Source organism: Sphingobium sp. 3R8, from assembly GCF_020166615.1.
Taxonomy (GTDB): domain Bacteria; phylum Pseudomonadota; class Alphaproteobacteria; order Sphingomonadales; family Sphingomonadaceae; genus Sphingobium; species Sphingobium bisphenolicum.
The window spans coordinates 134,432-160,230 of the sequence record NZ_JAIQXR010000001.1; the positions used below are offsets into that span (position 1 = coordinate 134,432).

Genomic DNA, 25,799 nt, shown 5'->3' on the forward strand with positions numbered 1-25,799 from the left:
ATGAGCGAACAATTGCTGCGTGACATCGAAATACTGACCGACCTGTTCAAGGCCGGCGGCTGGACCGAGTTGCGGGTCGAAAGCGGCGCAATCAGCCTGCTGTTGTCGAAGGACAAGGCGACGCTGTCGCTGGACGGGGCGCAACAGGCGGCGATGCCGGTTGCGGTGCCGCCTGTTGCGCCCGCGCCAGCCGCACCGGAACCCGTCGGAGCGGGCGCCAGTGCCGGGCCGATCGATCCCGCCTGGACCGCGGTGAAGGCGCCCAATCTGGGCACCTTCTACCGGTCGCCCAAGCCCGGCTCCCCGCCCTTCGTGGAGGTCGGGCAGCGGGTAGAGGCGCATACCGAACTCTGCCTGATCGAGGTGATGAAGCTCTTTACGTCGGTCAAGGCGGGGATAGCCGGAACGCTCCAGCACGTCGCCGTGGCCGACGCCGATCTGGTCGAGGGCGGACAGCCGCTCTTCTACATCGCGTGCGACTAGGTCTGCACCCCAACATTCTGAAAGACGCGCCGGACGGCCGCGGGAGAGTATAAGCGAATGGCTCATATCGAATTTCTCGACGAAACGATGCGCGACGGGCAGCAGAGCCTGTGGGGCCTGCGCATGCGCGCGGGCATGGCGCTGCCGGTATCGCCGCTGATCGACAGGACGGGCTTCAAGACCATCGACCTGACCGGCGGCGGCATGCTCGACGTGCTGACCCGCTATTGCCAGGAAAATTATTGGGAGGGTCTGGACCTGCTGGTCGCTTCCATGCCCAACACGCCGTTGCGGGCCGGGCTGCGCTCCAACGCCAATGTCACTTTCAGCGTCAGCCCGCGCGCGCTGATGGACCTGTGGGTCCGGCGCCTGTGCGCGCATGGCGTGCGGTCCTTCTGGATCTATGACGTGTTGTTCGGCTTCGACAATATGCTGCGCCTGGCCAAGGTTGCCAAGGAAAGCGACGCCTGGGTGGCGGCCGCCGTCATGTTTGCGCTCTCGCCCGTCCATACCGACGCCTATTATGCGGAAAAGGTGCGCGTGCTGGCCGCGAGTCCCGACGTGGACAGCATCCTGCTGTACGACACGGCCGGCGTGCTGGAGAAGGAACGGCTCCAGACCCTGATGCCTGGCATCGTCGCGGCAGCCAATGGCAAGCCGATCGAATTCCACGCCAACAATCTGCTGGGCCAGACCGCCAAGGCCTATCTGGATGCGGTGGACTTGGGCGTGTCCGTCCTCCACACCGCCAGCAAGCCGATGGCGAACGGCCCGTCCGTGCCCGCGACCGAGACGATGGTGCGCAATATCGAGTTGAAGGGGCATACCCATAATCTGGATACGAGCCTGTTCCAGCCCGTGGCCGATCATTTCCGCGCCGTTGGCAAGGCGGCGGGCTTCCTGGTCGACCAATATGCCGAATATGACATTTTCTCGATCGAGCACCAGATTCCCGGCGGGATGATGGGCACGTTCAAGGCGCAACTGGCCATGCACAATATGACCGACCGGATCGGCGACGTGCTGGCCGAGGTCGCGGCGGTGCGCAAGGATCTGGGCTATCCCGGCATGGCGACGCCGTTCAGCCAGTTGGTCGGCATCCAGGCGGTGCTGAACATCGTCACCGGCGAGCGTTATGGCACCGTGCCCGACGAGGTCGTGCAATATGCCGCCGGCTTCTATGGCGAGACGGTCGCGCCGATCGACGCCAATGTGCTGGACCGCATCATGGGCAGCGCGCGGGCGAAGGAAGTGCTGGACAATCCGCCGCCCGATCCGGACCTGGCCGAGCTGAAGAAGCAATATGGCACGGACGACGAGGACGAACTGATCCTGCGCGCCACCGTGCCGCAGGCGGACATCGACAAGATGCGTGCGACCGGGCCGGTGCGCCGCGACTATCCGCTGCTGTCGTCGCCCGAACTGGAACAGATGCGCAAGCTGATGCAGGTCGCCACCATGCCGGTGGTGGAGTTGAAGTCCGCCGGCCTCAACCTCAGCCTGCGGAGAGAGTGAAGGCCAGCGCTGATTAATTCGCAAATCCGGGTCCGATCCTTCCTATCGGGTGCCGAACCGCCTCTTCATCAAGGAGCATGAGATGACTTCGGAAAAGATGGACGCGATCCGCGCGAAGGATCTGGCCAAGGACGAATTCAAGGACTTGCCCAATCTGGTGAAGGACGAACTGGAAAAACACCGGCAGCTCTATCTGTCAGATCCCGTGGCCGCCCATTATTGGGACCCGGTCGTGATCGGCACGCCTGGGGGCGCGGTGGCCTGCCTGCTGCTCCACCATCTGGGTCACAAGAGCGGCGTCTGGCGCAATACGGCGCTGCAATATTATCGGTTCAACGGCGACATATTGATCGTCGCGTCGCGCGGCGGGACCGAGGAGCCGCCGAGCTGGTATCTCAACCTGATGGCGAATAATGCTTGCCGCATCCAAGTCGGCGCAAACGGCTCGTCCGCTGTCGCCCGCGTCATCACGGGCGAGGCGCGGGCGGCCTATTGGGACCATATCTCGCGCGAACAGCCCGCCCAGATCGAATATCAGCAGCGTTGCCGGCGCGAGATACCGATCATCGCGCTCGACCTGCCCGAAGGCGTGCGCCTGTAGGATCGGTCGCTGGCGTGTCAACGCGCTAGATAGCCGCCATCGACGGGATAATAGGTGCCGGTCATGAAGCTGGCGAGCGGCGAGACCAGGAAACAGACGGCGGCGGCGATCTCCTCCGGCTGGGCGATGCGGCCGAGGGCGTGCAGGGCCGCGATCTCCGCCATCCGGTCGCGCGTCGCCTGTTGCAGCAGCGGCGTTTCCACATAGCCCGGACCGACCGCGTTGACGCGGATGCCCATCGGCGCACCTTCCAGCGCGGCGGCCTTGGTCAGGCCGACGATGGCGTGCTTGCAGGTGGTGTAGGCGGACGCGCCGGCCGCCGCGACGGCGGACATGACCGAGCCGATATTCACCACCGCGCCACCGCCGGTATCCCGCATCGCCGGGATTTCGGCCTTCAGGCTCAGGAACACGCCGTCCATATTGACCGATGCGACGCGCCGCCATTCGGCGAGGGCGAGTTCGCTGATCGGCGTATGCGTGCTGGTGACGCCGGCATTGTTGACGGCGATATGAAGCGCGCCGAACTGCTGCCGGGCGAAGTCCACCATGGCGAAACAGGATGCCTCGTCCGTCGTATCGGCCGCCGTGCCAGCGACATTCGGGCCGAGCGTGACAGCCAGCGCCCGCGCCGCGTCGCCATCGAGGTCGGCGATCACCACCTTGGCGCCCGCGGCGAGCAGCGCCTCGACGCAGGCCTTGCCGATGCCCGATGCGCCGCCCGTGACCAGGGCGACCTTGTCCTTCAGATCGATTGCAGTCATGTCTTTTGCCTTATTGTTGGATCTTCGCTGGCCAGTTCGAGGATGAAGTCCTCGATCGCCTGGTTCACCCGCCGCGGATTGCTGAGGTTTACCGCATGGGGCCCGCCCGGCACGAGCGTCACAACGCGCGGATCGGGGACGCCCTGCGCCGTTAGCAGTCCCAGTTCGTGCGAGGTGGCCAAGTCGGCGAGGCCGTGGATCACCGCGACCGGCATGGTGACGTCGCGCAGCCTGTGAAACAGCGGATCGATCGATGCCAGCGCGCCGGTGGCGTCGCGCACTTGCGTCTTTGTCACGCGCGACCAGGCTTCGTGCCATGGGGCGTGATCGACACCCGGCCCCAGGATGAAACCGCCGAGAAAAGCGAGTTTTTCCGGGTCGGGACCATTGGCGATCCAGTCGGCGATTTGGCGGGGAAATGTGTCGTCGTCGCTCTTGGGCGCCTCGCCCGCCTGCGTCGAAAGCTGGACGAGGCCGTGGAAACGCTCCGGCGCGAGCAGGGCGGCGCGCATCCCGACCAGCCCACCCTGGCTCATGCCGACATGGATCACTTTGTCGAGGGCCAGCGCATCCATCATCGCCAGCATGTCGCGCGCGGAATCCCAATAGTCGAACGGCCCTTCCCAGACCGTGTCCCCATGCGCCCGCGCGTCCCAGGCGATGCAGCGCCAGCGGCCGGCGAAATGGTCGATCTGGGGCGCGAACATCGACCGGTTCATCATATAGCCGTGGCTGAAAAGGATGGCGGTGCCCCCATCGCCGCTGTTGCCGCCACCGCTGTCGTCGAACGCGATGGTCGCGCCTGTGGGCAAGGATAATGTGTGCATGTCGCGCTCTCCCGATCGCATCATATCGCCGATATGCCGCCGTCCACCATGTGACAGGCGCCATTTACAAAGGTGGCAGCGTCGGACAGCAGATAGGCGGTTGCCTGCGCGACCTCCGCCATCGCGCCGAAGCGGCGGCTGGGGATCGCCGCCATGCGGGCCTTCGCCCGGTCGGACGGTTCGCCCGGCCTGCTGCCCATGATCGCGTCGATCATTCGCCCGTCGAGCGGGCCGGGGCAGAGCGCGTTGACGCGCAGTCCTATGGGGCCGTAGTCGATCGCGGCGCAGCGGGTAAGGCCGATCACGGCATGCTTGCTGGCGACATAGGCGCTCATGCCCGCCGCGCCCTTGATGCCGCCGGTGCTGGCGATGTTGACGATCGATCCGCTGGGCGTGCGCATATGGGGCACGCCATGCTTCATGCCCAGGAAAACGCCGGTGACGTTGACGTCCATCACACGGCGAAAGAGCGCGGTGTCGAGCGCATCGAGCGGGGTCGCCGCATTCTCTATGCCTGCGCCGTTGACGAGGCCGTCGAGCGGAGCCTCCAGCGCCTCGAAGGCTCGGGCCATTGCTGCCTCGTCCGTGACGTCGGCGACGATGATGTGCAGGTTCGATGGGCCGGACATGGCTTGAAGGGCGGCCGCGTCGTGGTCGATGGCGACGACCCGTGCGCCCAGGTCGAGCAGCAATGCGGCCATGGCCACACCCAGTTCGCCCGCCGCGCCGACGATGGCGATGTGGCGGCCTTCTAGGTCGATCAAAGGGCGGCCCGTCATGACGCGAAGGTCGCGAGATAGCGTTCAGTGAGAGCCGCGTCATAGGCGCTGTGCGCGTCGAGCTGGGCCTGCCAGTCGATGTCCGTCTCGATCGGGTCGCCGGTCGCCAGATGGCGGATCTGATTGAAATAATAGGCGATGGTCGCCTGCGCCTCCGTGCCCGGCAGATCGTCGGGCGAGGGGAGGCGGTCGATCCGGCCGTCGAGCAGATCGTCGATAAGGCCGGCGTCTAGGCAGAGCGGGCGGGCGATGCCGATCGCGTCGAGCGCGCCTGTCTTCAGCGCCTGCGTCATCGCGGCGCGGCTTCGGAAACCGCCGGTGACGGCGAGCGGCACGGATACATGCGGGCGCAACCGCGCGGCGAAATCGAGGAAATAGGCTTCGCGCGCCATGGTGGAGGCTTTCTTGCGCAACGTGCCATCCCGTTCGCGACCGACCATGACCTGCGATTCATAGCTGCCGCCGGAAATCTCCAGCAGGTCGATGCCAGCCGCGCAAAGCCAGTGGACGATCTGGACCGATTCCTCTTCGGTGAGGCCGCCCTTCTGGAAATCGGCGCTGTTGAGTTTTACCGAGACCGGGAAATCCGGGCCGGTCGCGGTGCGGATGGCGGTGATGATGTCGAGCAGCAGGCGTGCGCGGTTTTCCAGGCTGCCGCCCCAATCATCGTCGCGCTGGTTGGTCAGCGGGCTGAGGAATTGGGACAGGAGATAGCCATGCGCGGCATGGACCTGGGCGCCGGTAAAGCCGGTTTCGCGGGCGGTGACCGCGACATGGACGAAGCGGCGCTGGATATCGTGGATTTCCGCGACGCTCAGCGCACGACACATGCCCGTGCCGCCGACCAGTGGCATGGCCGACGGCGCGACGAAGGTCTCGGGCGACGCGCCCGCCTGGCGACCGGGATGGTTGATCTGCATCCAGATATGGGTGCCATTCTCCCGTCCGGCAGCGGCATAGGCGGCGAGCAGCTCCAGCCCGCCATTGTCGTCGATCGCGACATTGCCGGGCCGCTCGACGAAGCGGCGATCGATCTGCACATTGCCGGTCAGTAGCAGCCCCGCGCCGCCCCGCGCCCAGCGACCGTAGAGCGCGGCATGATCGGCGGTCGCGCGATTGTCCGGCGTGCCGATGCCTTCGGTCATCGCGCCTTTGACGATGCGGTTCTTGAGCACGGCGCCGCAGGGCAGCGTCAACGGGTCGGTCAGGGCGGGGGGCATGATCTTTTCTTCCCTAGCGGATGTAACGGCGGACATAGTCGCGGCCCAGGCCGACCTTCTCGAAATGGGCGGCGCTCTGTTCGATGCGGGTGAAGACGTTGGACTGGCCGACGGGCCGGTCGTCGTCATCCAGTTCGATCAGCGATCCGGCGATCCAGAACAGGGTTTCCGATCCGCCGGCCAGACCGATCAGCGTATGGGTGTCGCCCGCCGGCTCGAGCAGATAGTGGCCGGCGCTCGCGATCCACTCGCGCTCGCGATAACGCCACTGGCCTGACAGGACATAGGCCTGGACCGGGCAGGCATGGGCGTGGCGGCTGATTTTTCCTTCCGCCCGGATGCGCGTGACATTGGCCCAGGCGCCCGACACAGTGTCGAACATCAGCGGGCGCATCCACACGCCGTCCATCGCTGCGGGCACCCATAAGCGGTCGTCCTGGCTGCTGGTTTCCAGCAGCAATTCGCTGTGCCGGAACGATCCGGCGGGATGGTCATGCGTCATTTGCCCTCCTGTGGCAGCGCATAGGCGTGGAAGGTACGGCCGAGCGGGAAGGATTGTGACGTGACGTGGCCAGTGGCGGCGATGACCACGAACTGCCGTCCGCTGCGGGGGCCGACATAGGTCATGGGATTGGCGTTGGCGCTGGCGGGCATGCGCACCGACCAGAGTTCCTTGCCCGTATCCGTCGCGAAGGCGCGGAAGGCGCGTTCCTTGAGGCCGCCGAAGAAGGTGAGGCCACTGCGCGTGACGAGCGTGCCGCCGAAGCCGGGCATACCCATGCGGATCGGCAGGCCGACCTCCAGTCCCAGCGGACCGCTGTCGCGCACGGTGCCGACGGGGCGCTGCCAGGCGATCTTCCGCGTCGTCATGTCGATGGCGGTCAGGCGGCCATAGGGCGGCGCGAGGCAGAGCGTGCCCAGCGGGCTGGTGAAGCCGCTCAGCCGCGCGCCATAAGGAGTGCCCGCCATGGGCAGCGGCGCGGCGAAGTCGGTCGAGCTGTGGCTGGCGCCCGGTCCCCTGGCAGCATCGTTCACGGTCGCGCGGGGGACGAGCTGCATCAGTGTGGGATAATAGAGGCTGTTGACCATGAGCAGCCGGCGTTCCGGATCATAGGACACGCCGCCCCAGTTCATGCCTCCGCCCAGGCTGGGATAGAGCAGCGATCGGGTGAATCCCGGCGGGGTCTTGGGGCCATCGTAGCGCAGGTCACGGAAACGGATGCGGCACCAGAGCTGGTCGATCGGGGTGATGCCCCACATGTCGCGCTCCGTGAGGCGGTTGCCGGCGAGCGAGGGCATCCCTACGGAAAAAGGTTGGGTGGGGGACAGGCGTTCTTCCTGTACCTTGCCCGCTTGCGGGGCGGGTTCCTCGCGGACCTGCGCCAGGGGTTTGCCGGTGCGGCGGTCGAGAAGGAAGAGTTCGCCCCGCTTGGTGGGCTGGACGAGGGCGGGGACGATGCCGTCCGGTGCGGGCAGGTCGATCAGGGTCGGCTGCGAGGCGACGTCATAGTCCCACAGGTCGTGATGCGCGGTCTGGAACGACCAGCGCACCGCGCCGGTCGCCGCGTCCAGCGCGACGACGGAGCTGGCATATTTTTCGCTCTGCGCCGAGCGGTAGCCGCCGAAATGATCGGGCGTCGCATTGCCGGTGGGGACGAAGACGAGGCCGAGCTTCGGGTCGCTGCTCATCGGCGCCCAACTGTTGGGCGTGGAGCGGGTATAGGCCGCGCCCGGCTTGGGACCATGGGCGTTGCCCGGATTGCCCATGTCCCAGGCCCAGCGCAGCGCGCCGGTGTTGACGTCGAAGCCGCGTATCACGCCCGATGGTTCGTCCGTGCTGACATTGTCCGCGACCCAGCCGCCCAACACGATGACGTCGCCGACAATCACCGGCGCGGAGCTGATATAGTAGAGGCCGGGCGCGGTGCGGCCCATGCCTTCGTTCAGATCGACGAAGCCGCCCTGGCCGAAACCGGGGCAGGGTCGTCCTGTGGCGCTGTCGAGCGCGATGAGCTGCGCCCCATAGGTCGCGGTGATGACGCGGCGGGGGCAGGTAGCAGGAGCAGCATTGCTGCCGTCATGATAGGCGACGCCGCGGCAGGTGCGCACCGCCGAACCGCCTTTGGCATCGACCTTCGGGTCGAAGCGCCAGAGCGGCTTGCCGGTTTCCGGGTCGAGCGCGAAGACGATATTGGTCTGGGTGCAGAGCAGCAGCTTGTCGTCCACCATCAGTGGCGTGGATTGCAGCGGGCTGGGGACAGGGGCGCTCATCGGATCGTGGCCGGTGTCGAAAGTCCAGGCGAGCTGGAGCTTCTCGACATTGGCCGGGGTAATTTGCGTCAGCGGCGAAAAGCGTGTGCCGGCATCGTCGCGGCCCCAGGACGGCCATTGGCCGGGATCGCCGGATAGGGCGATCGGCGTTGTCGTCCGGCCTCCCTCCGTCGCGATCTCCATTGGCGACCGGAGCGCGCAACCCAGGATCAGCAGGCATCCGGCAAGGCCCGCCAGCCCCGCGGCCAACGCGCCACGGCCAATCCGGCGGCGGACGAACGGCAACAGGAAAGGAAGACCAAACAGCGCAGGGCCGACGATACGGGCGGTGAGCTGCCAGCCGTCGAAGCCGACTTCCCATAAGGCCCACAGGATCGTCACCGTCAGGAACAGTGCGTAGAGCCAGCCGGCCCGGCGGTCGCCGCGGCACAGCCAATAGCCGCTGAACGCCACGGCGACGCCGCCCGGCAGATAATAAGGCGATCCGCCCAGCCATGCCAGCCAGGCGCCGCCGAGGGCCACGGCGATGCCGACGAGCAGCAGCAACGCGGCGAGGAGGCGGACCAGCCAGATCATGGCCGGGGCGTTCGCTCCGCAGTGCCGATTGCAGGCCCGGCCGTCATGCGTTGAAGCCTTTTTGCAATATCTCCATGAAGGGCGCTAGATCCGGGAAACCGGAGGTGGCGGTGATCCCCCCATCGACCGGGATTACCGCGCCGGTCATGTAGGACGCCTTGTCCGACACCAGGAAGGCGACGACCTCGGCAATCTCTTCCGGCCGGCCGATCCGGGTCATCGGAACGGCGCGGATGAAATTGTCGAACACGCTTTCGGCCGCCTTAAGCCCTGCGAACAGCGGCGTGTCCACGCAGCCGGGGCAGATAGCGTTCACGCGGATGCCGGACTTGGCCATGTCCATCGCCAGGGCGCGGGTATAGTTGATCACACCGCCCTTCGCCGTGTTGTAGGCGGTCATGCCGAAATCGCCGAGCATGCCGGAAATGGAGGCGTTGTTGACGATCGCCCCCGATCCGCTGCGCAACATGTGCGGCAGCGCCGCCTTGCAGCCGTAGAAGACCGAATAGAGATCGACCTCCATCACCCGCCGGAAGGTTGCGGCATCGAGATCGAGCGTCGTGCCCATGCCGCCGATGCCGGCATTGTTGAACAGCATGTCGATCCGGCCGAAATGTGCCGCTGCCCCGTCGACGAAGGCGATGACATCGTCCTGCTGCGATACGTCGGTGCGGGTGAAGCTGGCCTTGCCCGCGCCGAGTTCGGCGACCAGAGCCTGGCCCATCTCCTCGTTGAGATCGGCGATCGCGATGCGGCCGCCGTCGCGCACGATGGTGCGGGCGAACGCTGCGCCGATGCCGGAAGCGCCGCCTGTCACAAGCGCGACCTTGCCGTCGAATGGCTGTGTCATATACCTCTCCCTTGTCGTTACGGTCAGGCGGTGAAGGACAGGCCCATGCAAATCACTGCGCCGGCCAGCCAGGCGAGTTTCATCGGCGACGGGCTGTCGCCATAGATGGCAAGGCCGACGACGACAGATCCGATTATGATCGCCAGGGTGATGATCGGAATCAGCAGGCTGAGGTTGACGCCCGACACGACGAGCCGCGCCATGCAGATCAGGCCGATCGCATAACAGGCGAACACGGCGAGGCTGGGCCACGGTGCGGTCATGCCGCGGGTCGCGGGCAGGATCGACGCGCCGGCAAGCTGGAACAGGGTGGCGGCGACGAACAGCGCCATCGTTCCGGCGGTCATGCGGCCCGCCCCTGATTCAGGGGGATGCCGGTCAGCGCCGCGTCGGTGGGACGAATGGAGATGCCCAGCCCTTCCTCCGCCGTGCGCAGGTCCAGATAGTCGCGCCAGGCGAGGATCTTGCCGTCGCGCACCTCCATGACGCCGGTAACGGGCAGTGGCACGACGATGGACGGGTCAGCATTGGAGCGCAGATAATCCACCCGCTCGGTGAAGATGATGCGGTCGCGCGAGGCGATGCTGAGCGTTTCGATCCGCACCGCAAAGGCGGAAAAGACGCTGTCCAGATAGGCGCGGATCTGATCCATCCCGTGGCGCGGCGGCAGCGGCATGTCGATATAGCTGGCGCCTTGCGCAAAATAGCGGAGCAGCACGTCGACATTGCCGCTTTCCCAATGATCCAGAAACTCCAGCACCATCGCTTCGTCGTCATTATAGGCTATCGGCATGGGGCTCATCCTCTCCTGCGGGGCGGGCCGATCATGCGGCCGGCATCCTGTCGTCGGTCGCGCCGGGCGCGGGGCTTTGGCCCTTCAGACCGATCCGCGTTTATATTTTTCGAGCATCGACGCCTGCGCTTCGGCGGTGAGTTGCGCGCCGGCATAGCCGGTCGCCATGACCTCGTCGAAGCTCTTGCGCAGCGGATCGCCCAGGCCGTTGAAATAAGGCATGACCTCCTCGGCGAACAACTGGTGGCTGCGTATTGTCGCGGGATAGCGCGCCCAGTCGACGCCCATCAGCAGATAGGTGCCGAAGCCGCCCGACTTTTCGATCAGGCGGTTGATCTGCGCGCGCGCCATATCCGGCGTGCCGATGACCGCGGCGCCGCTTTCGTTCAGCATGTCGACGATCTTGTCGATATCCCACCAGTCAATGTCAGGCGCCGGATTGATGTGCGCGCGATAATCTTCCAGCAGCGACAGACCGTAGCGGACATCCTCCTTGGCCTGTTCCATGGTTTCGGCCAGGTGCATCGGCCCCATCAGGCGCCAATCCCTGCGCGACGGCTTGGGCTGGCCGTGGCTGGCCGCTTCCTGCTCCATAATCTCCCAATGGCCGAGCAGCTTTTCGATTCCGTCCGGGTCGGTGGCCGCGACCGAGAGCATTCCCATGCCGTGCCGACCGGCCAGCAGTGGACCCGACGGCGACAGGACGCTTACCGTCGCCATGTCGAAATTGGAATAAGGCAGCATCTGCAGCCGCGCATCCTGCAGATCGAACCAGTCGGTCTTGCGCGTCACTCGTTCGCCCTTGAACAGCGGGATGATAACCTCCAGCGCTTCCTGCAACCGCTGGCGGTTCTGCGAGGGATGAAGGCCCATCATCTGCGCATCCTGCACCAGCTGGCCCGGCGCTACGCCGAACATCATGCGGCCCCGCGTCTGATAGTCGAGCTGAACGATCCGGTCCGCGACCCAGAGCGGATTGTGATAGGGCAGAGTGATTGCGCCGGTGCCCAGCTTGATCCGTTTGGTCCGCTCGGCGGCTGCGGCGATGAACAGTTCGGGGCTGCCGATCGTCTCGATTCCGCCGGAATGATGTTCGCCGATCCACGCCTCGTCGAAGCCCAGTTCGTCGAGATTGATGATCGTCTGCATGTCCTGCTGAAACGATACAAGCGGGTTCAGACCGGGCTTATGATAAGGCCCCATGAAAATCCCGAACCGCATCCTGTCTTCGAAAAATTGCATTTCTCTCTCCGGCTTCATGGGGCGCACGCAAGGCGCTGCCCAGCGTTCAGACGATTATGGAAATTGGGCGTGAGACAAAGCGTGGGAAAGCGCACCAGTGATTGTAGGGAAGCGCTGCAGATGGGCGCTGTCATATTGTGGCATGGCGCAATCCTCTCCCCGCTCCGTTGTATCGGACGCATCTTCTGGGTGCGATCTTGTGCCGGGTAATCGAGAGACTGTCAATCCGACATATATTCGGAAAATATTGACGTGATCCAAAAAATTGCAATAAATAAAGCCAATAATCACGAGTTCGGCACGTCGGATGCCGATAAAATTCGATAATTTATCTGCAATTCCGTCATTCAGGGCGGGAGGCAGGACGCAAGGAGAGGACCGACATGCTGAAAGACAAGGTTATCATCGTGACCGGCGGCGCTTCCGGGATCGGCCGTTCCGCGGCGGATATGTTCGCGCGCGACGGCGCCCGCGTCATGATTGCGGATCGGAGCGCGGATGCCGGCGCGGCGGCGTCTGAAGCTATTTGCGCTGCAGGCGGGGAGGCCGCTTTCGTCGCCTGCGATGTCGCCGACGACGATTCGGTCGCCGCCATGGTCGCGGCGACGGTGGCGCGCTTCGGCCGCCTGGACGGCGCCTTCAACAATGCCGGCATCGAATTCGCCAGCAAGATCGTGCCGGACCTCAGCTTCGCGGAATGGCGACGGGTCATCGACATCAACCTGAACGGCGTGTTCCTGTGTATGAAGCATGAGATCGCACAGATGCGCCAGTCGGGCGGCGGCGCCATCGTCAACACCGCGTCCGGCGCGGCGGTGGCGGCATCGCCCAACATGGCCGAATATGCCACGTCCAAGGCGGGCGTGACCGGCCTGACCCGTGCGGCCTCGTGCGAATATGGCGACACGCAGGTGCGCGTCAACGCGGTGCTGCCGGGCCTGATCCTGACGCCGATGACGGAAGAGCGGCTGTTCAACGATGCCGGGTTCGCCGCCGCGCTGGAGCCTCTGCTGGTGCGCCATTCGGTCGGCCGCTTCGGTCAGCCCGACGATGTGGCGGAGGCGGCGCGCTGGCTGCTGTCCGACCTCTGCCCCTTCGTCAACGGGATCAGCCTGCCGGTGGACGGCGGCCTGCTCGCCCGTTAAAATGCCGCTTTGTCGCGGGTCAGCGTCGGCTGACCTGCGGCAGGGCATAGGCGACCAGGACATTGCGCTCGTTGCTGGCCAATGCAGCGCTGCCGCCCGCTGCGATCACCAGATATTGCCGCCCGTCATTCCCGACATAGGTCATCGGCGTCGCGTTGGCGCTGGCGGGCAATCTGGTCTGCCACAACAGTCGTCCCGTCGCCGTCTCGATCGCACGTATGCGCCGGTCTGGGGTCGAGGCGATGAAGGTGAGGCCGCTGCTCGTCGTGATCGATCCGCCCAGTGTCGGCAGCCCGATGGTGAAGGGCAGGCGCGAGGGGATGCCCAGCGGACCCATGCTGTCGGCCATGCCGATCGGTTTGCTCCACAACAGCGTGCGATTGTCGAGGTCTACAGCGCTCAGCGTGCCGAACGGCGGCTGGATGCAGGGAACGCCCAGCGGCGACAGGAACATGTGATTCTGTGCGCCATAGGGTGCGCCCGTCTGCGGCACGCCCAGGCGGAAACGTTCCAGCGACGGCTTCTGTCCCGGAGTCCCCATGGGAGCGAGGCCGAGCGTCTGCACCTCTCTGGCGCTGATTAGATGGTTGAGCGTCGGCATGTTGGTGCTGTTGACGATCATGATGCGCCGTTGCCGGTCGATCGATACGCTGCCCCAGTTCACGCCGCCGGCAGAGCCTGGATATTGGATCGACCAGTCCTGCCGGGGCGGGGTGAACGCGCCTTCGTATCGCAGTTTGCGAAAGGCGATGCGGCACCAGAGCTGGTCGAGCGGGGTAATACCCCACATCGTGGCTTCGGTGAGCGGCGGGGCCCCGAAGGACGGCATGCCGACGGAAAAGGGTTGGGTGGGAGCAGTCCAGTCGCCCGGAGCGGCGCCTTGCGGCACCGGTTTTTCCACCACCGGCGACAGCGGCCGCCCGGTGGCGCGGTCCAGCACGAAGCTTTGCCCCGTCTTGCTGATGCTGACCAGCGCAGGAACCATCCTGTTGCCGATGCGGACGTCGGTCAGCACGGGTTGCGATGCGACGTCATAGTCCCACAGGTCGTGATGCACCGTCTGAAACGTCCAGCGCGGCCGCCCTGTGCGATTGTCGACGGCGACGATGGCGTTGGAGAAACGCTCTGCGCCCGGCGAGCGGCGCCCACCGAAGAAATCCGGCGTGGCGACGCCGAAGGGCAGATAGACCAGGCCCAGTTTCTCGTCGCTGCTCGCCACGCTCCACATATTGGGGGTGCCCGGCGCATAGCGCGGCTGCGGCGCCCCCCGTTCCGGGGCGGCGGGGTCGAACGCCCAGACAGGCTTGCCACTCGCCAGGTCGTAACCGCGCACGACACCGGACGGCTGGTCCATCTTCTGTCCATCGAGGCCATAGGAGCCGGTGATCACGACATTGCCCGACACGACTGGGGTTGAGGTCACGTAATAGAGGACGGAGGCATAATTGCCGATCCCGTCGGCCAGCGACACTTCGCCATCACGGCCGAAATCGCGGCAGTGCGCGCCGGTGCGGGCGTCGATTGCAATCAGCCGGGCGTCGATCGTCGCGCTGTAGATCCTTTCGCCACAGGGCATGGCGGCGTCCGGGAAGGCGTGATAGGCGACGCCACGGCAATTGGCGAAGGCATGGCCCATATCCTTTGTCTGCGGATCGAACCGCCAGAGCTGGCGGCCGGTGGTCGCATCGAGCGCGAAGATGACATTGTGCGGCGAGCAAAGAAACAGACGATTGCCGATCTTGATCGGCGTCGCCTCGAACGCCAGCGCCCCGGCGCCGCCCGGACGCGGTTTCGCGCCGGTTTCGAACGACCAGGCGGGTTGCAGCCGGGCGACGTTAGAAGGGGTGATCTGCGCAACGGTGGCGAAGCGATCGCCGCCCGCATCATTGCCCCATTGCCGCCATTCGCTGGGCGGCGCAGCGGCAGGCCAGACACCGGCATCGTGGGGCGCGACCGGCCGCGACAGCCAGGCGCCGCCCGCGAACAGCAGGATCATCAGCACGCCGCCGCCTGGGAACCAGCCGCCACGGATAGGCGGCGCGCCATAACCCCGACGGACGGGAGGCAATAGCAGCAGCAGTCCGACGAGCGTCGGGCCGAGGATGCGGGGCGCTAGCGCCCAGGCATTGCCACCTGCTTCCCAGAGCGCCCAAGCCAATGTTCCGGCCAGCATCGCGCCATAAATCCATGCGCCCCGCCGGTCGCCCCGCCATAGGAAGATGGCTGCGGCGGCGATCAGCAGGCCGGCAGCCAGATAATAGGGAGAGCCGCCGAGCAGGATGAGCTGGCCACCCGCGATCGACAGGACGAGAGCGATCGGCGCCAGCAGGCCGGCAACGATGCGGACGGCAAGGCGGGACGAGTGAACGCCATCGCTCCGGTCGCTCTTCAGCGGAATGGGGCCGGGCACATCCTGGGGCATGGTGATCCTCTCCTCGCGCCGATTTTTCGCGCACATTCTATGCGACTCGATAATAACCGAAAATAATTCGGATTGAAGCTGATTCCCGATTTGCGATATGCAAATCGTCCGGCACTGTTTCGAGCCGCCCTGTCGTCCCGTCTCAATCGCGTGCGCCGAAAGAAAGGCAAATGCTTTGAGCGCATTGGCTCATACGCTTCACAATCTCTTTTTATGGCGAGAAAAGGGCGATCCAGGCAGCATTTTGATGACCGGCTTCGTCGGCGTCGATTGTAGGCGCAAGGCGCTGTTGCCAACCATTTGCCGCTTAGAGGGCTTGCCAATGGGCGAGGATATATCGGATTTTTCGACAGGCGCGCGAGCAATGGCAGGTCAAGTCAAAATTTCTAGTATAATATATTGAACTAAAAGAATAAATTATATTGGTAGGACCATATATCATTTCAGTTGACAGGATACGCTCAAAAATCCGATAATAATTCGGCTTCGTAAAAAGCGAAGAAAATGGGAGGATACCGAAATGAACGCTGCAAAGGCGCTTTTGTTGTCGGGTGTTGCGGGGCTGGTCATGGGAACCGCTGCGCAGGCTCAGGAAGCACAGGATTCAACCGCACAGCCCTCGCAATATGCGGACATCATCGTGACCGCGAACAAGCGGCAGGAGAATATCAACAAGGTCGGCCTGACCATTACCGCGCTGAGCGCAGAGCAGTTGCAGGACCGCAAGATCGTTTCCCTTTCCGACGTTGCGTCCGCCGTTCCGGGCCTTACCTTCACCCCGTCGGTCACCAATACGCCCATCTTCACGCTGCGTGGCGTCGGCTTCAACGAAAGCTCTCTGGGCGTCTATCCGGCCGTGTCGGTCTATATCGACCAGGCGCCGCTGCCCTTTCCGGTCATGGCGTCGCATGCCGCCTTCGATCTGGAGCGGATTGAAGTGCTGAAGGGGCCGCAAGGTACGCTTTTCGGCCAGAATGCGACCGGCGGTGCGATCAACTATATCGCCGCCAAGCCGACCGATACGTTCGAAGCCGGGGGCGACATCACCTATGGTCGCTTCAACCAGATTGACGGCAATGCCTATGTCAGCGGGCCGCTGACGGAAAATCTCAATGGCCGCATCGCGATGACGGCGCACCATCTCAACGACTGGCAGTATAGTCTGACGCGCCCGACCGACACCAATGGATCACAGGATTATATCGCCGGCCGCATCCTGCTGGACTGGCAGGCCTCGGAGCGGCTGAAACTGGCGTTCAACCTCAACGGGTCGCGCGACACATCCGATCCGCAGGCGATCCAATATGTGGCGATGAGCCCGACCGACTTTACGAATGTGAAGCCGATCTATGCCAACCAGCCGTTTGCCTATGGCAATGCGCGCGTTGCCGACTGGACTCATTTTTCGGTCGATCCCTATGGCGGTCCTGCCGGCACACCGACGGACGAACTCGCCGATTTTTCGCCCAAGTCGAAGCGCACCTTCATCCAGGCTTCGGTCCGGGCGGATTATGACCTTACCGACGACATGACCCTGACGTCGATCACCACCTACGATCATTTCAAGCAAAATCAGCGCACCGATGGCGAGGGCGTGGTCGCAGTGGGTTTCGACCTTCAGAAATCGGACGGCAAACTGACATCCTTCAACCAGGAATTGCGGATCGCCAACGCCAGCACGTCGGCGCTGCGCTATATCATCGGCGGCAATTATGAGCGCAGCACGACGAGCGAGCTTCAGCATCTGCGCTATTACGACAATGATACCAACAATGCCGGCCTGATGTTCATCAACTTCAGCGGTGACTTGATGAAGCAGAAGATCACCAACTATGCCGCGTTCGGTAATCTTGAATTTGATATCAGCTCGCAACTGACCCTCAAGGGGGGCGTGCGCTATACCCAATCCAAGAACAAGGCCTATAATTGCGGCTTCACCGACGCGAATGGCTATGTGAACGACCTGTTCAATTTCCTGGGCGGTTTGCTCGGCACCGCGCCGTTCACGCCGATCGGGCCGGAGGGGTGCTACACGCTCAACGACAATAATGTCCCCGGCGAGCCCTTCCGCAAGACGCTGAAGGAAGACAATGTGTCCTGGCGGGTGGGTGTCGATTACAAGGTGACCGACACGACGCTGCTCTATGCCAACGTCTCGCGCGGCTACAAGGCTGGGAGCTTCCCGGCGCTCGCCGCGTCGGGCTATGTCGGCCTGCAGCCGGTCGTGCAGGAATCCGTGACGGCCTATGAAGCGGGCCTGAAGGCCCAGTTGTTCGACCGTGCGGTACAGTTCAATGCGGCGGGCTTCTATTATGACTACCGGAACAAACAGATCCGCGGCAAGCTGCTCGATCCGCTCTTCGGCGTGCTCGATATCCTCATCAACATCCCCAAATCCCGCATCTATGGCGGCGAAGCGGATGTCACGATCCGTCCGGCCGCTGGCCTGACGCTGTCGGGGGGCGTTACCTATCTCAACTCGAAACTGCAGAAGGGGCCGGTATCGCCGCGCGACTATAATATCATCGGCGAGGTCAATGACTTCGGCGCTTTCGGTGACGCGCTGCCTTATACGCCCGAATGGTCGGGCACGGCCTCGATCGATTACCGTGCCCCGGGCGACGGAGGTCCGTTCGTCGGTGTGTCGACCAATTTCCGCAGTTCGCAAGACGCTGCGCTGGGCGGCAGCCGGATCGTGTGGCCCGACAATCCTGCCGAATTCCGCAAGCAGGCGCCGATTGGACTGGTCTACAAGATTCCCGGCTATGCGACCGTGGATGCAAGGCTCGGCTATGAGGCGCCCGGCGGTGCCTGGAAGGTCATGTTGTGGGGCAAGAACGTCTTCAATAAATATTACATCGCTGCGGTCGTGCCGGCGAGCGCGTCCGCAGGCCGGCTGGCGGGAATGCCGGCGACCTATGGTGTAACCATGTCGTTCAAAATCAAATAAGGGGGCGACTGGCGCCGTTTCCACATTGGGAACGGCGCCGATTTTTATGCGCCAAACCGCACCGGCGATGCGCTCGAACGCTATGGACGAACAATGATAATCCGATAATATTTCGGATATAATGACAAGATTGGCGGCTCAGGCAGCGGCCCTGCGAAAGCAAGGAGAGATTCATGGACATCATCTATACGCCTGTTTGGCAGAATCCCGGCAACATCCGCAGCCCGCTTCAATTCGTTCAGGACGAATTGTCGTTGATGGAACAGGTGGAGGGGCTGGGTTTCGATATCTGCTGCTCCCCCGAACATCATTTCGATATCGACTATTCCGCTTGTCCCGACAATTTCCTGCCACTCAGCTATCTCGCGGCCAGGACGACGACGCTTAAACTGTGCCTCGGCGCGGTGATCCTGCCCTGGAACGACCCCTTGCGGGTGGTCGAGAAACTGGCGTTCCTCGATCATCTGAGCGGTGGCCGCTGCATCGCAGGATTCGGCCGTGGCCTCGCCAAGATGGAATATAGCCACATGGGCATTCCCATGGACGAGTCGCGCGAGCGGTTCGACGAGGCGCTCGAAATGGTGCTGAGCGCACTGCGCAGCGGGGTGATCGAGGGTACGGGCAAATATTATCCGCAGACCCCGACCCCAGTGCATCCCGCCCCGCGCGCGTCGATGGCTGACAGTTTCTGCGCCGTCGGCATGTCGCCCGAATCCTCGCGCACGGCTGGTGAGATCGGCGGCCGCCTGCTGACTTTCGTCACCAAGCCGCTGGACGGCATGTTGCCGCTGCTGAACGAATATCGCGACGCCTTCCGTGCCCATCATCCCGATCGCCAGCCGCATATCATCATGGATGATTTCTACCTGATCCGCGAGGATGCCGACGAAGCGCGCGAACTGGCCTACACCTATGCCGGCAACTATTATCAGACCGTGGTCCGCCATTATGAGATGACCGGCGACCATTTCGCCAAATCATCCGCCTATCAATCCTATGCCGAAGGGGCCGCCGCGTTGCGCGACATGGGTGTGGAGGCAGCGGCCAGGGCCTATGTCGATGCACAGGTGGGCGTAGGCACGCCGGCGCAGGTGCTGGCTCGCGTCGAGGAGCGTCTCCGCGTCCTGGGGCCGGAAATCAGCCTGGCCGGCTGCTTCTTCTATGGCGGCATGAGCCGTGACGAAGCGATGGTGTCGTTGCAACTGTTCGGCGATAAGGTCATTCCTGACGCAAGGGCGATGGCGCGGGATTACGCGACGGCCGCGGCCTGACCCGCGCCATGGTCGGGCTGTCCAAGAGCGCTGCGCACCAGCGCGCGATCGACCTGTTTCGGGCGGCGACGCCGGAACCGACCGCGCCGATCGATGCGTGGCGCGACGGGTTCGAGGCGCTTTGCGCGAACTTTCCTGTTTCGGACGATGCCCGGATCGAGGTTATCGACCTGAACGGGGTCGCCGCGCTGCAGGTGACGGCGGGCAGCGTCGGCGACGCCGGTGGCCGCGCCGTGCTGCATTTCCACAGCGGCGGCTATGTGATGGGCAGCGCCAGGGCGTATCGCAATTTCGCGGAACGGCTATCGCGCGTTTGCAAGGCGTCGGTGATCGTGCCCGATTATCGATTGGCGCCCGACCATGTCTATCCGGCTGCGGTGGACGATGCGATGACGACCTATCGGGCGATGCTCGACCGTCATGGCGAGGATCGCTTGATCGTGAGCGGCGATTCTGCCGGCGGGGGGCTGGCGATCGCGGTCCTGATGGCGGCGCGGGACGCAGGCCTGCCGCTGCCGCTGGCGGGTGTCGCCATATCGCCGTTGCTCGACCTGGCGGGGGAAGGGGAGTCCGCCGTCACGCTGGATGGCGTCGATCCCCTGATCGACCGCGTGATGATCGTGGAAATGGGCAAAGTCTATATCGAAGATCGCGATCCGCGCGCCCATGCCCTGGCTTCTCCGGTCTGGGGCCAGCATCATGGTTTGCCGCCGCTCTTCCTGACCGCCAGCGATGCTGAGGTGCTACGCGACGACGCCGTGCGACTGGCCGCCGGCGTACGGAAAGCGGGCGGCGACGTGGAACTGGTTCTGGCTGAAGGCATGGTGCATATCTGGACGCTCTTCCCTTTCCTGGAGGAAGCGGATCGATCGCTGGACCAGATCGGCCTTTTCGCGCGTGAACATTTCGCTACGGATTGACGCCGGTCCGCCAAATGTCCCTGTCGTCGAGCCGCTTCATTGCGTCGTGCGCGCCTCTATCTCCAGCATGGCGATCAGCCGTTCGGCCATTTCGGTGCCGGCCTTGGTCAGGTTCCTGGGCTTGCGATAGAGGAGCCAGGTGATGATGATCTGGTTGATGCCGCCGGTCAGCAGCGCGACGGTTTCATAAGGGTTGCGATCGCGCGCGATCCACCCTTCCGCAATCGCGTCATTGACCAGGAACAGCAGGACGCGCGTGAAATCGTTGATGCTGTGGTGCAGGTCGGTGTCCGTCACGAATACGCTGGGCCAGATTTCCAGATAGAAGAGGCGTGCCCATTCGGCATGTTCGCGTGCGTAATCGGCGGACATGACGAGGTAGAGAAGCAACCGTTCGCGGGTCGTCTTGGACGCGGCCGCCCCATGATAGCTTTCGAAAAATTCGGCGAGGTGAGACAATGGCAGGTCATAGGCCAAATCCTCCTTGCTCTTATAATATTCATAGAGAGTGGAGGCGGAAATGCCGGCTTCCGCCGCGATGTCGGCGATGCGGGATCGCGAGATGCCGTCGCGCGCGAAGACGCGCAACGCGCCGGTCAATATCTGTTGTTCCGTCCGCTTGCTGCGGTCCTGCTTGCGCTCGGTGGCGCGTTTGGGCCGATGGGATATTTCCCGCAGCAGCCTGTCCCAGCCCTTGTCGGATTCCGGCGCCATCGACGGTTGGGCCGTAATCACGTCTTTTGCTGGCACTATGATCTCCATTATGTTGCCGAGCAGGGCAGGGCAGGGCAGGGCAGGGCAGGGAAGGGAAGCAGAATAGGCCGCTGCCCTCTCAAGTTCCATGCAGCATATTGGCGCCCATGGGAATATTGGCGAAGAAATTTCGGTTTGAGGGGCTCGGCGACGCTGCGATCAGACCGCCTTCAAGTCGGTGGGATCGACCGGGTAGCGGCCGAGCGCAAGCAGCCCCGCCGCGCCGCCCGCCAGCAGAAGCGCGGACAGGATGAAGGCGATGTCGTAGTTGTGAAGATGGTCGTGCAGCGCGCCATAGGCCCATGGCGCCGTGCCTGCCGCCGCGGCGACGAACATATAGAGCCTGCCGTAGATGCGTGCGAAATCGGCGAGGCCGAAATAGCGCGCCACCAGAAAGCCCAGCATGTCGAATTCCATGCCCGTCGCCGCGCCCAGCAGCGCGGCCGCGACCGCATAGGCGGTGAAGCCCGCATGGCTGATCAACAGCAGACAGGCGCCCGCTGCGGGCAGCAGGATGATGGTGGCGATCAGCGGCGCCCAGACATGGTCGATCATCAGGCCGACGAGGATTCGGCCCGCGATGATCGCGCCGCCCAATATGCCCATGATCGTCACAGCCTGCGCAAGCGGCAGCCCCCGGTCGCCAAGCGCGGGGACGAGATTGGGAATGATGCCGCCGACCGCCAGATAGATGGCGGCCGTGCTCGCTCCTATCAGCCAAAAGCGGCGGTCGCGCAGCACGGCAGCGAGTGGCAGGCCGGACCGGCCCGAGGACGAGGTGGCGGTTTCGTGCGCCGCATATTTGCCCGTTCGTGGCAACATCAAGGCACAGAGCGGCAGGATGACCAGCAGCGCGAAGCCCGCCAGCAACAGATAGGCGGTCCGCCATCCGCCCCATGCCATGCCCAGCATCACCAGGCGTGGCATCAACACCGCCGACAGGCCGCTGCCTGACAGCGCGATGCCGAGCGCCAGTCCACGGCTCGCCGAGAAGCGCTCCGCGATCAGGCAACTCCATGTCACCGCGCTGGTCCCGGCGCCGATCAGCGCGATCAGCGCATAGGCGAGGTAGAGCTGCCAGAGCGAGCCGTGGATCGCCGCCGCCAATGCAAGCGCGCACCCCATGCCGATGAGGCCGGACAGGATGGCTCGCTTGAGGCCGATCCGTCGCACCAGCCAGCCCGCAAACGGTCCACCGGCCAGCCCCAGGCCGGTGCTGCACAATATCGCGCCCTGGATCGCGCCCCGGCTCCAGCCGAAATCGGCCTGCAGCGGCGCGACGAACAGGCCGATCGTATAGACCGGCAGCGTCGTCGGCACGCAGGTGATGCCGATGACGGTCAGCAGCACCAGATGCCAGTTGCGCCGCCATTCGGCCAGGGACGCGCGGCCCGTCAAAGGGCGGTCAGCCCGCCATCGATGATATATTCGGTGCCGGTGATGAAGCCGGCTTCGTCGGACGCGAGGAAGACGACCAGGTTCGACACGTCCTCTACTTCGCCCACACGCCGGATCGGCACCGATCCGCTGGCGATCCTGATCTGATCGTCGTCCAGCGCCTGCGTCATCATCGGCGTGCGGATATAGCCGGGGTGGACGGAGTTCACGCGGATCGCATGTTCGCCATATTCGATCGCTGCCTGTTTGGTGATGCCGCGGACCGCGAATTTACTGGCGGCGTAGGCGACGTTGGGCGTGCCGTAGATGGCGACGATGCCGGAAATGGACGAGATATTGACGATGGCGCCGCCGCCGGCGCGTATCATCGACGGGACGGCATGTTTGATGCCCAAGAAGACGGACGTCTGGTTGATCGCGCATACCTTCAGGAAATCGGCTTCGGACAGGTCGGCCGCCTTGGCCACGGGCCCGATGATGCCGGCATTGTTGACGAGAGCGCTGACCGGGCCGAAATGTCGCTCGGCCGTTTCGACGACCATCCGCCAGTCCGCTTCGTTCGTCACATCCTGCTTCACGAAAAGGGCATTGTCGCCCAACTCTTCGGACAGCGCAGCGCCGGCGGCTTCGTTGATGTCGGTGAACAATGTTTTGGCGCCTTCGGCCACGAAGCGGCGGGCATGTGCAGCGCCCATGCCCTGTGCCGCGCCGGTGATGATCGCCACCTTGCCCTTCAATCGCATCATTGCTCTCCAAATAACCGACTATTTATCGTAAAATTATGCTGATATTTCCATGATGCCGGATTTTTTCGAAAAATTACAGATAAAAACCGACGAAAAATCTTTTATATGCCGGGCGTCGCGGATAAGGTGCCGAGCAATGCAGGGCGCCACAGCGCCCGCCCATGGGGAGAGTGATATGGCTTCGGACATGACCGCGCCGGCGACGATGCTGGCGCAACAGCCCGACAATGTACCCGACGATCGCGTCTTTGACTTCGACATATATCGCGATGTTCCGGAAGGCAGCGATTTTCACGCCAGCTGGCATGAATTGATGGCGCAAGTCCCCCATCCGCTGATGTGGACCCCGCATAATGGGGGGCATTGGGTCGCGTTGCGGGCGGATATTTCTGATGTCGTGATGTCGGATTCAGAGCGTTTCTCCAACCGGACGGTGCTGGTGCCCAAGGATACGGCGGGGGAGGCCTATCGCCTCATTCCGCTGTCGCTCGATCCGCCCGAACATCGGCCCTTTCGCAACCTGCTCAACGAAAATCTGGGGCCAAAGCCGCTCAAGCCGATCGAGGACAGCATCGTCGACCTGGCGGTCAGCCTGATCGAGGGCTTTCGAGGGAAGGGGCAATGCCATTTCGTGGAGGAATTTGCCGAGCAACTGCCCGTCCGTATCTTCATGCAGATCGTGGACCTGCCGGTGGATGACCTGCCCAAGCTCAAGCATCTGGCCGACCAGTTCACCCGGCCTGACGGGTCGCTGACCTATCCGGAAGTCTCCCAACTGTTCCGCGACTATCTGACCCCGGTCATTGCGGCGCGGCGTGGCGCGGACGGACAGGACATGATCAGCCGCATGGTGAACGGCCAGGTCGGCGGCCGGCCGCTGACCGATCTGGAGGCGCAGAATATCTGTATCCAGGTGCTGGTGGGCGGCCTCGATACCGTCGTCAACATGCTCGGCTTCACCTTCTCCTATCTCGCCCGCGATCATGATCTGCGTCGGGCGATCGCCGCCGATCCGTCGCGGATAGACGATGCGCTGCTCGAATTCTTCCGCCGCTTCCCGGTCGTGTCTTCCTCGCGCGAAGTGAAACAGGACGGGACGTTCGAAGGCGTGGAGCTGAGGGCCGGCGAGATGGTGATGGCGCCGACCGTCGTCGTCGCGCTGGACGATGCGATGAACGACGATCCGCTCGCATTCCGCCTCGGCCGCAAGGCGCGCAAACATTCCACCTTCGGCAAGGGATCGCACACCTGTCCCGGTGCGCATCTGGCGCGGATCGAGATGAAGACGGTGTTGCGCGAATGGTTCGCCCGCATTCCCGAATTTCGACTGGCGAAGGACGAGCTGCTGCGATTTTCCAACGGCATCGTGGGCAGTGTGAAGCCGTTCACCCTGGAGTGGGATGTCTGATCCTGCCTACCGGCCCTTGGCTACAGGAAATCCGCTACGATGACCGCATCTGTCCTGCGCCGGGAGACGTTCGGCGCCTTCACCCTGGCCGTCATGGACGATGGCGTCGCGCTCATCCTGTTCGATCGACCGCCCGTCAATGCCGTGTCGATCGACGTCTATGAAGCCATCGGCGCCTTCACGGATCATGTCGCGGCAAGCGAAGATATCAGGGCGATCGTGCTGGCGGCGCCGCCGGGTGCGCGCGCCTGGTGCGGCGGCGCGGACCTGCATGATTTCGATGGAATCGACGTCGCGGGGCGCAAGGCGCGCTACGACTTCATCAACGCCCAACTGCCGCGCTTCTATCGGCTCGACCGGCCGGTGATCGCCGCCATATCGGGCGCGGCGATCGGCATCGGCATGATCCTGGCGGCGCTGTGCGACATGCGTATCGCCGCCGAGGATGCCGCCTTCGCCTGCCCGGAGATCGATTATGGACTGGTCGCGGGCGGGGCGGGGCTGTTCGCCCATGTGAACATGCCCGAAGCTAAGATCCGCGAGATGCTCTTCAGCGGCGCGCGCTTCACCGCGCGCGAACTCGAACCGACGGGCTTTTTCAACTATGTCCTGCCCGCCGCCGAAGTTCTGCCCCGCGCCATGGCGCTCGCGCGCGCCATTGCGGGGAAAAGCCTGCCTGCGATCCGCGCGCGCAAGGTCGCGTCCGCCCGGCTGGAGGGTATGAGCTGGACAGAAGCTTATCTGGACGCGCAAAGCTTCACTGCGCAACTGACGGCAGGCAGCGACGGGGCGGAGGGCGTGCGCGCCTTTCTGGACCATCGCGCGCCGCGCTATGAGGATCGCTAAATCATCGGTTCGCACCGCC

General features: G+C 64.0%; 23 protein-coding genes. 9 read left to right on the plus strand and 14 right to left on the minus strand.

Annotation, left to right across the window (positions count from 1 at the left end):
* The 3 genes from K9B33_RS00645 to K9B33_RS00655 all read left to right on the plus strand — a co-directional run bounded on the left by K9B33_RS00645 (position 1) and on the right by K9B33_RS00655 (position 2,599).
* Positions 1-483 carry an acetyl-CoA carboxylase biotin carboxyl carrier protein gene (locus K9B33_RS00645; RefSeq protein ID WP_224545911.1) on the plus strand — a complete coding sequence of 161 codons (483 nt, stop codon included), beginning with the start codon at positions 1-3 and terminating at the stop codon, positions 481-483.
* Positions 484-540: 57 nt separating this feature from the next.
* On the plus strand, positions 541-1,998 hold the full coding sequence (locus tag K9B33_RS00650) for a pyruvate carboxylase (RefSeq protein ID WP_224545913.1): 1,458 nt from the start codon (positions 541-543) through the stop codon (positions 1,996-1,998).
* 82 nt (positions 1,999-2,080) lie between these two features.
* Positions 2,081-2,599 (plus strand): nitroreductase family deazaflavin-dependent oxidoreductase, encoded by a 519-nt coding sequence (locus tag K9B33_RS00655; RefSeq protein WP_224545915.1) that lies wholly within the window; start codon positions 2,081-2,083, stop codon positions 2,597-2,599.
* 17 nt (positions 2,600-2,616) lie between these two features.
* On the opposite strand, the gene K9B33_RS00660 is transcribed toward K9B33_RS00655, so the two are convergent.
* The 10 genes from K9B33_RS00660 to K9B33_RS00705 form a co-directional block, all read right to left on the minus strand.
* Positions 2,617-3,363 carry an SDR family NAD(P)-dependent oxidoreductase gene (locus tag K9B33_RS00660; RefSeq protein ID WP_224545916.1) on the minus strand — a complete coding sequence of 249 codons (747 nt, stop codon included), beginning with the start codon at positions 3,361-3,363 and terminating at the stop codon, positions 2,617-2,619.
* Positions 3,360-4,190: an alpha/beta fold hydrolase gene (locus K9B33_RS00665; RefSeq protein ID WP_224545918.1), complete on the minus strand. Its 831-nt coding sequence runs from the start codon at positions 4,188-4,190 to the stop codon at positions 3,360-3,362. The genes K9B33_RS00660 and K9B33_RS00665 overlap by 4 nt, the downstream gene beginning before the upstream one ends.
* Before the next feature lie 20 nt (positions 4,191-4,210).
* Complete coding sequence (locus K9B33_RS00670) at positions 4,211-4,954, minus strand: SDR family NAD(P)-dependent oxidoreductase (protein WP_224545919.1); 744 nt, start codon at positions 4,952-4,954, stop codon at positions 4,211-4,213.
* An 11-nt stretch (positions 4,955-4,965) separates the two neighbouring features.
* On the minus strand, positions 4,966-6,189 hold the full coding sequence (locus tag K9B33_RS00675) for an NADH:flavin oxidoreductase/NADH oxidase family protein (protein WP_224545920.1): 1,224 nt from the start codon (positions 6,187-6,189) through the stop codon (positions 4,966-4,968).
* A 13-nt stretch (positions 6,190-6,202) separates the two neighbouring features.
* Positions 6,203-6,691, minus strand: a complete 489-nt coding sequence (locus K9B33_RS00680; protein ID WP_224545922.1) for a 2,4'-dihydroxyacetophenone dioxygenase family protein — start codon at positions 6,689-6,691, stop codon at positions 6,203-6,205.
* On the minus strand, positions 6,688-9,036 hold the full coding sequence (locus K9B33_RS00685) for a membrane-bound PQQ-dependent dehydrogenase, glucose/quinate/shikimate family (protein ID WP_224545923.1): 2,349 nt from the start codon (positions 9,034-9,036) through the stop codon (positions 6,688-6,690). The genes K9B33_RS00680 and K9B33_RS00685 overlap by 4 nt, the downstream gene beginning before the upstream one ends.
* Before the next feature lie 43 nt (positions 9,037-9,079).
* On the minus strand, positions 9,080-9,886 hold the full coding sequence (locus tag K9B33_RS00690; RefSeq protein WP_224545924.1) for an SDR family NAD(P)-dependent oxidoreductase: 807 nt from the start codon (positions 9,884-9,886) through the stop codon (positions 9,080-9,082).
* Positions 9,887-9,909: 23 nt separating this feature from the next.
* Positions 9,910-10,233: a hypothetical protein gene (locus K9B33_RS00695; protein ID WP_224545925.1), complete on the minus strand. Its 324-nt coding sequence runs from the start codon at positions 10,231-10,233 to the stop codon at positions 9,910-9,912.
* Positions 10,230-10,679 carry a nuclear transport factor 2 family protein gene (locus tag K9B33_RS00700; RefSeq protein WP_224545926.1) on the minus strand — a complete coding sequence of 150 codons (450 nt, stop codon included), beginning with the start codon at positions 10,677-10,679 and terminating at the stop codon, positions 10,230-10,232. Before K9B33_RS00700 ends, K9B33_RS00695 begins: the two co-directional genes overlap by 4 nt.
* Before the next feature lie 84 nt (positions 10,680-10,763).
* On the minus strand, positions 10,764-11,921 hold the full coding sequence (locus K9B33_RS00705; RefSeq protein WP_224545927.1) for an LLM class flavin-dependent oxidoreductase: 1,158 nt from the start codon (positions 11,919-11,921) through the stop codon (positions 10,764-10,766).
* 383 nt (positions 11,922-12,304) lie between these two features.
* Between K9B33_RS00705 and K9B33_RS00710 the strand changes: the two genes are divergently transcribed.
* A complete protein-coding gene (locus tag K9B33_RS00710) occupies positions 12,305-13,066 on the plus strand; it encodes an SDR family NAD(P)-dependent oxidoreductase (protein WP_224545928.1) in 762 nt (253 codons plus the stop codon).
* Positions 13,067-13,085: 19 nt separating this feature from the next.
* Here K9B33_RS00710 and K9B33_RS00715 read toward each other — a convergent pair whose 3' ends face one another.
* Positions 13,086-15,488, minus strand: a complete 2,403-nt coding sequence (locus tag K9B33_RS00715) for a membrane-bound PQQ-dependent dehydrogenase, glucose/quinate/shikimate family (protein WP_224545929.1) — start codon at positions 15,486-15,488, stop codon at positions 13,086-13,088.
* A 520-nt stretch (positions 15,489-16,008) separates the two neighbouring features.
* On the opposite strand from K9B33_RS00715, the gene K9B33_RS00720 reads away from it, so the two are divergent.
* From K9B33_RS00720 to K9B33_RS00730, 3 genes are all read left to right on the plus strand, one after another.
* Positions 16,009-18,438 carry a TonB-dependent receptor gene (locus tag K9B33_RS00720; protein WP_224545930.1) on the plus strand — a complete coding sequence of 810 codons (2,430 nt, stop codon included), beginning with the start codon at positions 16,009-16,011 and terminating at the stop codon, positions 18,436-18,438.
* A gap of 173 nt (positions 18,439-18,611) precedes the next feature.
* Positions 18,612-19,709: an LLM class flavin-dependent oxidoreductase gene (locus tag K9B33_RS00725; protein WP_224545931.1), complete on the plus strand. Its 1,098-nt coding sequence runs from the start codon at positions 18,612-18,614 to the stop codon at positions 19,707-19,709.
* Positions 19,710-19,717: 8 nt separating this feature from the next.
* Entirely contained in the window at positions 19,718-20,629 is a 912-nt protein-coding gene (locus K9B33_RS00730; protein ID WP_224545933.1) for an alpha/beta hydrolase, read from the plus strand.
* A gap of 36 nt (positions 20,630-20,665) precedes the next feature.
* On the opposite strand, the gene K9B33_RS00735 is transcribed toward K9B33_RS00730, so the two are convergent.
* The 3 genes from K9B33_RS00735 to K9B33_RS00745 form a co-directional block, all read right to left on the minus strand.
* A complete protein-coding gene (locus K9B33_RS00735; protein ID WP_224545934.1) occupies positions 20,666-21,379 on the minus strand; it encodes a TetR/AcrR family transcriptional regulator in 714 nt (237 codons plus the stop codon).
* 162 nt (positions 21,380-21,541) lie between these two features.
* Positions 21,542-22,780 (minus strand): MFS transporter, encoded by a 1,239-nt coding sequence (locus K9B33_RS00740; protein WP_224545935.1) that lies wholly within the window; start codon positions 22,778-22,780, stop codon positions 21,542-21,544.
* A complete protein-coding gene (locus K9B33_RS00745; RefSeq protein WP_224545936.1) occupies positions 22,777-23,526 on the minus strand; it encodes a glucose 1-dehydrogenase in 750 nt (249 codons plus the stop codon). The genes K9B33_RS00740 and K9B33_RS00745 overlap by 4 nt, the downstream gene beginning before the upstream one ends.
* Positions 23,527-23,701: 175 nt before the next feature.
* On the opposite strand from K9B33_RS00745, the gene K9B33_RS00750 reads away from it, so the two are divergent.
* Both K9B33_RS00750 and K9B33_RS00755 read left to right on the plus strand, forming a co-directional pair.
* Positions 23,702-24,934, plus strand: a complete 1,233-nt coding sequence (locus K9B33_RS00750) for a cytochrome P450 (protein WP_224545937.1) — start codon at positions 23,702-23,704, stop codon at positions 24,932-24,934.
* Positions 24,935-24,973: 39 nt separating this feature from the next.
* The gene (locus tag K9B33_RS00755) at positions 24,974-25,780 is read left to right on the plus strand and encodes an enoyl-CoA hydratase/isomerase family protein (protein WP_224545938.1); all 807 of its coding nucleotides are present in this window, start codon (positions 24,974-24,976) and stop codon (positions 25,778-25,780) included.
* Positions 25,781-25,799: the final 19 nt, after the last annotated feature.